Raw genomic sequence first — 7,790 nt, 5'->3', positions numbered from 1 at the left:
GCGTCCGCCAGGTCGGCCACGCTCTCGGGCCGGCGCACCGCCGCCACCACGCGGTCGCCCGCCGCGAGCGCCGCCTCCGCCAGCGCGCGTCCGAACCCCCGGGACGCGCCGGTGATGATCCAGGTCTTTGTCGTCATGCCGGCGACGCTACGACTTCGAGCGCGCTCGAACGCAAACCCGTAGCCGCTCCGAAGGAATCCATAACTCCGCCGCCCCAGGGTGAGGGTCAACCGATCGCCGCACCGCGGTGTTCTTGCCGACGTCCCTCCCCCGGTCCCCTGGAGCCCTTCATGACTACCCGCCGCTGGGCGGCACTGCCCGTGCTACTGGTCGCGGTGTTCGTGACCACGCTGGACTTCTTCGTCGCGAACCTGGCCGTCCCGTCCATCCGCGCCGACCTGCGGGCCGGTGACGCCGCGGTGCAGTTCGTGGTCGCGGGGTACGGGCTGGCGTACGCTGCCGGGCTGATCACCTCCGGGCGGCTCGGCGACCTGTACGGGCACCGGCGGATGTTCCGCGCCGGGCTGGCGCTGTTCACGCTGGCGTCGGCGGGGTGCGGGCTCGCGGGAGACGCGGCCTGGCTGGTGGCCGCCAGGGTCGCGCAGGGGGTGGCCGCGGCGCTGCTCGCGCCGCAGGTCCTCACGCTGCTCGGGGATCTCTACCGGGGCGCCGACCGGGCCACGGCCTTCCGCTGGTACGGCACGGCCGTCGGCCTGGCCGGGGTCAGCGGCCAGGTGATCGGCGGCGTGCTGGTGGCCGGCGATCCACTGGGGCTGGGCTGGCGGGCCTGCTTCCTGGTGAACGTACCCCTCGGCGCCGCGGCGCTGGCGATGACGGGACGGCTGCTCCCCCGGCCCCTGCCGTCGCCGCCCCGGCGAGCCGCGCCCCACACGCCCCGAGCCGGGCTCGACCTGGGCGGGGCCGGGCTCGTGACCGCCGGGCAGGTGGCGATCGTGCTGCCCCTGATCGAGGGCCGCGAACAGGGCTGGCCGCCGTGGGCCTGGTGGTGCCTGGCCGCCTCCGGCCCGATCCTGGCCGCGTTCGTGCGCCGTCAGCGGCGGCTGGCGGGCTCGGGGCGGATCCCGCTGCTCGACCTCGACGTGTTCGCGGACCGGGCGTTCGCCTGGGGCCTGGTCGCCGTGGCGCTGCTGTTCGGCACCTCGGCCGGGCTGTCGTTCGTGCTCGCCCTCTACCTGCAGGACGGCCTCGGCCTCGACCCGCTCGCCGCCGGAGCCGTGTGCACCGCGCTCAACGCGGGCTTCTTCGCCGCCTCCCTCCGACCTGGACGCTTCGGCGCACCCGTACTGCTGCTCGGGCTGTGCCTCCTGTACGACGTCGTGGCGCGCGCGGCGCAGCCGTACCAGGTGGCCATGGCCCTCCTCGTGGTCGGAGCCGGGATGGGACTGATCATGTCGCCGCTGCTCTCCTCGGTGCTGTCGGCCGTACGCCCCGAGCGGGCGGGAGCCACGGCCGGGGTGCTCGGAACCGTTCAGGAGACCGGGGGCGTGCTCGGCTGCACGATCACCGGCACCGTCTTCTTCGGCACGCTGGCCGGCGGCGACTGGCGGTCCGCGACGCTGGCCGCGCTGTCCGTGCTGGTCGCGGGCGCGCTGGGCGTGCTGGCCCATGCCGTGCTGCGTCCCCGCGCCCGCACCCCGGTGACGGCGACGTCAGGCGGGCAGCACGATCGCCGGCCGGACGGCCTGGAATGCGGGCGACCATAGCCGAGACCGTGCTGCCCGATCATCCATCGGGCGTTCAGGGTGTCGCGGTTGAGGACGGCGCAAGCGGGTGCCTTGGGCTGGATCAGTCATGGTCTGCGCCGCTGAACTCGGCTGGGACGAGTTCGCAAGGTGCGACCGGTCCGCGGATGACCCCGACGCCGCCTCCATAGCTCTTGTTCAGGTCGCCGTTGGCGGAGTGCATCACGACGACGAGCGTCTCGTCCGGCCCGAAGTCCTTCGGGTCGATCCAGAAGTCTCTCGAGTCCTCGGCTCGTCTCAGCGGCATCCGGTCCGGCTGGGGCACCGTCTGCCCCCGGGGCTCGCGACAGGCCTGGCCGTAGGGGACATAGTCGATCACCGCTCGCACACCCTCTTCCCGCAGCCTTTTCTCCAGGTCCTTCGGCCTGACGAACTCGTTGATCCGTACGGTGACGGTCCCGTCGGGGTTCTTGACGACGGCGAATGCCGGCGCGTCCGACATCAGCGGTACGGCGACCGCCACCGCTGCGGCCACCACCACGGCCAGCCCCACCGCGGCCACCAGATGGCGTGCGGGCCGGCGAGCCGGCCCGGCCCCCCACGAGACCGTGGCGGCCTCCGCACGCAGTTCCTCGAACAGCTTGTCCCTGAACGACACCGCCATCACAGTCCTTCCGTCACGAGAGCCGCCGCCACGCCGGGTACCTTCCGCAGAGTCCGGCGGGCGCGATGCAGCCGGACCCTGGCCGTCCCGACCCTGATGTCCAGGGCCTGGGCCGCCTCTGCCACCGTCAGCTGGTCGATGACCACGAGCTCGATCAACGCCCTTTCGCCCTCCGGCAGGTCGGCCATGGCCGACAGTGCCCGCCGGGCGGGCTCTTCGGCGTCGATGCGGTCGGTCAGGTCGGCGATGTCGTCGCCGTCCAGCAGCCGGCGCGCGACGATCCGTTCGACCGCTCGGGCCTCGCGCTCACTGCGACGTCGTTGGGTCGACAGCACGTTGCGCGCCACCCCGTACAGCCATCCGGTCTCGCTGCCCCGTCCCGGCCGGTAGGTGTGCCGGGAGTGCAGCGCCGCGAGGAATATCTCCGCCGTCAGGTCAGCCACCGCGTGCGGGTCGGCCACCCGCCGTGCGACGAACCGTGTCATGGCGTCGAAATTCCGCAGGTAGAAGGCTTCGAACGCCTGTGTCCGGGCTAACGGGTCCGCCGGTTGCGCCTGGTCGAGCCGCACGAGCCGGGCTCCCTTCGTTCAACAGTGCTTACACCTTGTACTTGGCCGAACCTCGGAATGCATTACGAGGCAGTGCGGGGCCGAACACGTGGATCTCGTTCCACGACGGCCGCTCACCGGACCGATCTGATCGCCTCGATCACCAGGTCGGGCTGGGCGTGCTGCACGTAGTGGTCTGTGGCGCCCGCCACGACGACACGGCCGCGGCTGGACAGCGCGGCGAGACGTCCGGCCTGATGGGCCACCGTCGCGGGCTGCCCCGCGGGGATGACGACCACGACGGGCAGGTCGCGCCAGGCGCCTGGTCGTACCGTCGCGCGGACCTGGGCGGCGCTCTCCGCCGCGGCCCAGGCCTCGGCCCGGGCGGCGCCCATGCTGCCCGCGCCGTAGACGACGGGAGCGCTCACACGCGCCGCCGCGGTGGCGTCGGCGGGCACCAGCGCGTCGCCGAACAGCCGCAGCACGCCGACGCGCGCCAGGGCCTGGTTGACGGTGAACTGCGCGGCGAGGAGCGGGCGGGAGATCTGGAGGGCTTCGGTGGCGTTCTCGTCCGTGACGTCGATCAGCACGAGCCCGGCGGTCAGCGCGGGCCAGTGATGCGCGAAGAGTCGCACGATCGTGCCGCCGTAGGAGTGTCCGACCAGGACGTACGGCCCCGCCTCGCCCGCCGCGGCGAGCAGCGCGCGCAGGTCCGCCGCGGCGCGGTCCGCCGTACGAGGGGCCGGGCCGTCCTCGCTCCAGGCGTATCCCGCGCGGTCGTACGCGCACACGCGGCCGGGCAGTCCGCGCTGGATCACGTCCCAGCTCGCACTCGACTCCGCCAGGCCGGCCTCCAGCACGACGGTCGGCGTTCCCGAGCCCGTGGTTCCCGAGCCCGTGCAGTGGACGTGCAGCCGGTGGCCGCCCACGTCCACCAGCCGCCCAGGCACGGGCGGGTCCCCCTGCCGGGCCACCGACTCGTAGCAGAACCCGGTGACGGCCGCCAGCACGACCACCGCCGCGCACCAGGCGGCGGCCCTGCGCAGCGCTCGGGCGACCACAGCTCTCTTCGACACGTCACGAATCTAGGGACGCGATCGCCCGGCCACCTCGTCCTCCAGGACGAGCCGCCTGCAGGAACAGACGCCAGAGAACCTCATCCATCAGGACGAGATCGCCGCCGCGGCACAGGCCTGGCAGGACTTCGGCGTTCACACCGCCACGCTGGTCCCCGCAAAGCGGGCGGATCCGGGAGAGGACCTGCTCAGCCGCCTGGTCACCGAGCCACTCACGGACGACGAGCTCGCCGCGATGATCATCACCATCGTCACCGGCGGCTACCTGTCGGCGAGCAATGCCATCGGCGTCGCCGCCATGCGCGTGATCATCGAAGGCCGCCTGCCCGACCTCACCCCCGCCGTGGTCGACGAGGCTCTCCGCATGCAGTCGGGCCGCACCGGCGAGCATTCACCGACCCCGACCGCTTCCTTCCGGGGCCGCCGCTCCTCCCCTGGTCTTCGGCCACGGCCCGCACTACTGCCTGGGCGCCGTCCTCGCTCGCGCCGAGATCGGCGCAGCCCTATCGGCGTTGTCACGTCACCTTCCCGGCGTACGGCCGGCCGAGCCGCTCGAGAGCGTGGAATGGACCACCGACAGCGTCGACGTCGGCCCGCGCGCCGTACGCGTCACCTGGTAGGCCTCGCGACCGCTCTCTTAACACGAAGCGGTGAGAGTGGCCTTCCAATAATGTTCGGAACCGGCCGGAGAATAGCTCGTGCTGATCTCTTGACAGCTACTGCTGTACGCCTGCATGGCGGCCACCGCGCTGGCATGAGCATCCGAAGGGAGATAACCGTAGCCGACGAAGGTCCGTTGATCCGCCACGGCGACGTCGGCCAGGCCGACTACGACTGCCGCCGCCAATGTCATGGTCGCCAACGCGCGGGTTACGCGTCGATGCATTGTTCCCCCAAGGGCAAACAAGATCGGTTTGACTTTTCAGTCAAACCGATCTTTCCATCAAGGTCAAGGTCCACCTGGTACGTCAGCTGCCTCCGTCATCGAGGGAGTTCGCACGACGCGCCGGTCCAGCCAGGGGCCTGGCCGACCGGCCTCAGCCTCCAGCCACCCGGCCAGGCAACGGCACGAGCCCGGCAGGCAGGACCGGTGATGCGCCACGGCGGCAGGCGAGTCGAGGCCCCGGAGTCCGCGGCTGCCGGCTGGTCAGGGAAGTTGCGATCGGGTGTGCGGTGTGGGTTCCCGGCCGGTGCCGGACGGGCGCCGGGACACGTCGGACGGTTGCATGGCAGCAGGGCGGCATACGAAGTACGAGAGGGACAGCAGGAGAAGGGCAGCGGCGGGAACCGCACCGGCGAGCGCCAGACCGATTCGGGGCCCGAGGTGCTGGTTGATGGCGCCGATCAGGGGTCCGCCGAGGGCGCCGCAGCCAAAGAACACGAGAAGGTAGACACCTATCGCCCTGCCGCGAAGCTCGGTTCCGGCAGCGACTTGCACGGTGGCGTTGACCGCGGTGAACAACAGTGTCGTAGCCATGCCGATCCCGGCGAGGGCGCACGCGAGGCTCCACGGTGTCGGCATGGCGGCGGCGAGTAAATACGTGGCGGCCACCGCGCACCCGGTCCAGGTCAATCCGTTCATGGTGGTGCGGGTTCGACCGGCGGCGATCAGCGCGCCGAGCATGGAGCCGAGCGCGACGACGAAGGTGAGCGTCGCGTAGCCGGAGGGTCCGATGTCGAGGGTGCGGGCGTAGGAGGACAGTGTGACCGGCAGGCTGCTGGTGAACATGCTGAACGCGCCGGCCAGCGCGATGGGCCGCCAGATCTCCGGTCGCCGTACCAGTCCGCGCATCCCACCTGGAACGAGTGCGGCGGCGCGCGCCGCGGGGCGCGGGTGCGGGAGCCGGTCCGGGTCGATGCAGGCGAAGGCGATGAGCGGGACAGCGTAGGAGACGGCGTTGAGAGCAAAAGCCCAGCCGGGACCGACGGCGCTGATCAGCGCACCGGACACTGCCGGGCCGGTGAGGGCGCCGAGTTGGTACGTCGAGGAGTTGAGACTGATGGCGCTGTGCAGGTGATCGCGTTCGACGAGGTCGGTGACGAACGCCAGCCGAGCAGGCTGGTCGATCGCCGCGATGATGCCGAGCACTGCCGCCAGGAGCTGGATGTGCCAGGCGGTGACGTGGCCGGTGAGGGTGAGCACGGCAAGGATCGCGGCCAGGGCGCCGGTCGCGGCCTGGGTGGCCTGCAACACCCGGCGCTTCGGGTAGTGGTCGGCGATCCACCCACCGGCCAGGCCGAAGACCAGCATGGGGGCCAGTTGCAGAGCAGTGGTGATTCCGACGGCGGTGGCATCTCCGGTGAGGCTGAGCACCAGCCAGTCCTGGGCGATGCGCTGCGCCCACATCCCGGTGGTCGCCACTGTCTGGCCGAGCAGCAGGAGTCGGAAGTTCCGGGAACGCAACGCGGCAAGCCTGGTACGTCGCGGGATAGGTGGTTTCGGCCGGGGGCTGGGGGGCTCTGGCCTGGCGGCCGCCCTGGTCACGACGGAACTCCTCCTTCGGTAACGGGGCTGTGTCTCCATCGTTGGGCACCGGGATGAATTCACGAAAGGGAATTGATCAAATAAGTCTTATTGCGAATCATGATGAGCCGGCCTAGCGTCGGGTCGTATGTTTCCTCCCGAGCAGGTGCGGACTTTCCTGGTAGTGGCGCAGTCATTGAGCTTCAGCCGGGCTGCGGCGGCGCTGGGCCTCGGTCAGCCCACAGTGAGTCAGCACATACGCAAGCTTGAACAAGCGGTCGGTCGGCCGTTGCTGGTCCGGGACACTCGCAGCGTGACGTTGACCGTCGACGGAGAGGCGATGGTCGGCTTCGCCCGCTCGATTCTCACCGCACACGCTCAGGCGGCGGACTATTTCAACGGCGGCGGAGTGCGGGGCCGGTTGCGATTCGGGGTGACCGACAATCTCGCGCTGAGCCAACTGCCGCGGATTCTGCGGGACTTCCGGCACCTCAACCCCGGCGTCACTCTGGACCTGACCGTGGTCCAGCAGGGCGTGCAACTGCAACGCCGCGTCGAATCCGGCCACGTCGACGTCGCCTTCCTCCAGACCACCGCCGGAGAGGGACGGGGCCGGCTGGTGCGCCGGGACCGGCTCGTATGGGCTGCCGTCGAAGGCAGCGGCCTGCGGTGGGACGACGGACAGCGGGTGCCGCTGATCGTGTATCAGGCGCCCAGCCCCAGCCGGGCGTTGGCGGTGCAGGCGTTGGAGCAGGCAGGCGTCAAACACCGTGTGGTCTGTACGGCGCGCGGGGTCAACGCCGTGCTGGCCGCCACCCGTGCCGGCCTCGGCGTTGCGATCTTCGCCCGCAGCCTGCTGCCCGCCGATCTGGTCGAGCTTCCCAAGAGTGCCGGACTACCCGAACTGGGCGAACTCGACCTCGTCCTGCTGACCAACCCGCGCGCCCCTTCCGAACTCGCGGAGGCCTTGACCAGCGCTATCCTCGCACACGCCAACCCCACCGGCTCCATCCACGACACCCGTCACCGACCAGAGGCCCCGGCAGGTGCGGAGATCCGCCGAACGCGCCAGTAGAGGGCAAGGCCTCGATGCGTTCCCATGACCTGGTCGCCGGAGTTCCGGCGCGGGCACGGCGCTCCGCTCAGCAGGCTCAACCACGGCCGGACCCACGGGCACCCTGGTCACTCAGAGCCGGAACGGCCCCGGTCCGCGTGGATGGACCGGGGCCGTTCGTCGTCGGCGGGCTTGGTCTGCCTCTCCTTGGGAGGCTGCGGGTCACAGGCTGCGGGCGGTGATGTCGCCGTTGGAGGTGGTGGCGTGGATGTCGAGTTCGG

Annotated in this window: 7 protein-coding genes; 2 read left to right on the top strand and 5 right to left on the bottom strand. The window is 71.0% G+C overall.

Going from position 1 to position 7,790, the window contains the following annotated elements; all coding sequences use genetic code 11:
* Positions 1 to 290: 290 nt before the first annotated feature.
* Positions 291 to 1,724, top strand: a complete 1,434-nt coding sequence (locus ACWEPL_RS64500; RefSeq protein ID WP_452442867.1) for an MFS transporter — start codon at positions 291 to 293, stop codon at positions 1,722 to 1,724.
* A gap of 82 nt (positions 1,725 to 1,806) precedes the next feature.
* On the opposite strand, the gene ACWEPL_RS64495 is transcribed toward ACWEPL_RS64500, so the two are convergent.
* From ACWEPL_RS64495 to ACWEPL_RS64475, 5 genes are all read right to left on the bottom strand, one after another.
* On the bottom strand, positions 1,807 to 2,367 hold the full coding sequence (locus ACWEPL_RS64495; protein ID WP_452442865.1) for a hypothetical protein: 561 nt from the start codon (positions 2,365 to 2,367) through the stop codon (positions 1,807 to 1,809).
* Complete coding sequence (locus ACWEPL_RS64490; RefSeq protein WP_363965088.1) at positions 2,367 to 2,936, bottom strand: RNA polymerase sigma factor; 570 nt, start codon at positions 2,934 to 2,936, stop codon at positions 2,367 to 2,369. The genes ACWEPL_RS64495 and ACWEPL_RS64490 overlap by 1 nt, the downstream gene beginning before the upstream one ends.
* A gap of 113 nt (positions 2,937 to 3,049) precedes the next feature.
* Entirely contained in the window at positions 3,050 to 3,991 is a 942-nt protein-coding gene (locus ACWEPL_RS64485; protein ID WP_452442863.1) for an alpha/beta fold hydrolase, read from the bottom strand.
* Position 3,992: 1 nt separating this feature from the next.
* Positions 3,993 to 4,382 carry a hypothetical protein gene (locus ACWEPL_RS64480; protein ID WP_363965091.1) on the bottom strand — a complete coding sequence of 130 codons (390 nt, stop codon included), beginning with the start codon at positions 4,380 to 4,382 and terminating at the stop codon, positions 3,993 to 3,995.
* A gap of 756 nt (positions 4,383 to 5,138) precedes the next feature.
* Positions 5,139 to 6,515 carry an MFS transporter gene (locus tag ACWEPL_RS64475; RefSeq protein ID WP_452442860.1) on the bottom strand — a complete coding sequence of 459 codons (1,377 nt, stop codon included), beginning with the start codon at positions 6,513 to 6,515 and terminating at the stop codon, positions 5,139 to 5,141.
* 88 nt (positions 6,516 to 6,603) lie between these two features.
* Here ACWEPL_RS64475 and ACWEPL_RS64470 point away from each other — a divergent pair, with 88 nt between their 5' ends.
* Entirely contained in the window at positions 6,604 to 7,530 is a 927-nt protein-coding gene (locus ACWEPL_RS64470) for a LysR substrate-binding domain-containing protein (RefSeq protein WP_452442858.1), read from the top strand.
* Positions 7,531 to 7,790 lie beyond the last annotated feature (260 nt).

The sequence above is a fragment of the Nonomuraea sp. NPDC004186 genome (genome assembly GCF_053603495.1).
This window is presented reverse-complemented; position numbering and strand designations above follow the sequence as displayed.

Coding starts and splice junctions, on each gene's coding strand:
- ACWEPL_RS64475 (WP_452442860.1), bottom strand. CDS start 6,515: ATGGAGACACAGCCCCGTTACCGAAGGAGGAGTTCCGTCGTGACCAGG.
- ACWEPL_RS64500 (WP_452442867.1), top strand. CDS start 291: ATGACTACCCGCCGCTGGGCGGCACTGCCCGTGCTACTGGTCGCGGTG.
- ACWEPL_RS64495 (WP_452442865.1), bottom strand. CDS start 2,367: ATGGCGGTGTCGTTCAGGGACAAGCTGTTCGAGGAACTGCGTGCGGAG.
- ACWEPL_RS64470 (WP_452442858.1), top strand. CDS start 6,604: ATGTTTCCTCCCGAGCAGGTGCGGACTTTCCTGGTAGTGGCGCAGTCA.
- ACWEPL_RS64480 (WP_363965091.1), bottom strand. CDS start 4,382: ATGCTCGCCGGTGCGGCCCGACTGCATGCGGAGAGCCTCGTCGACCAC.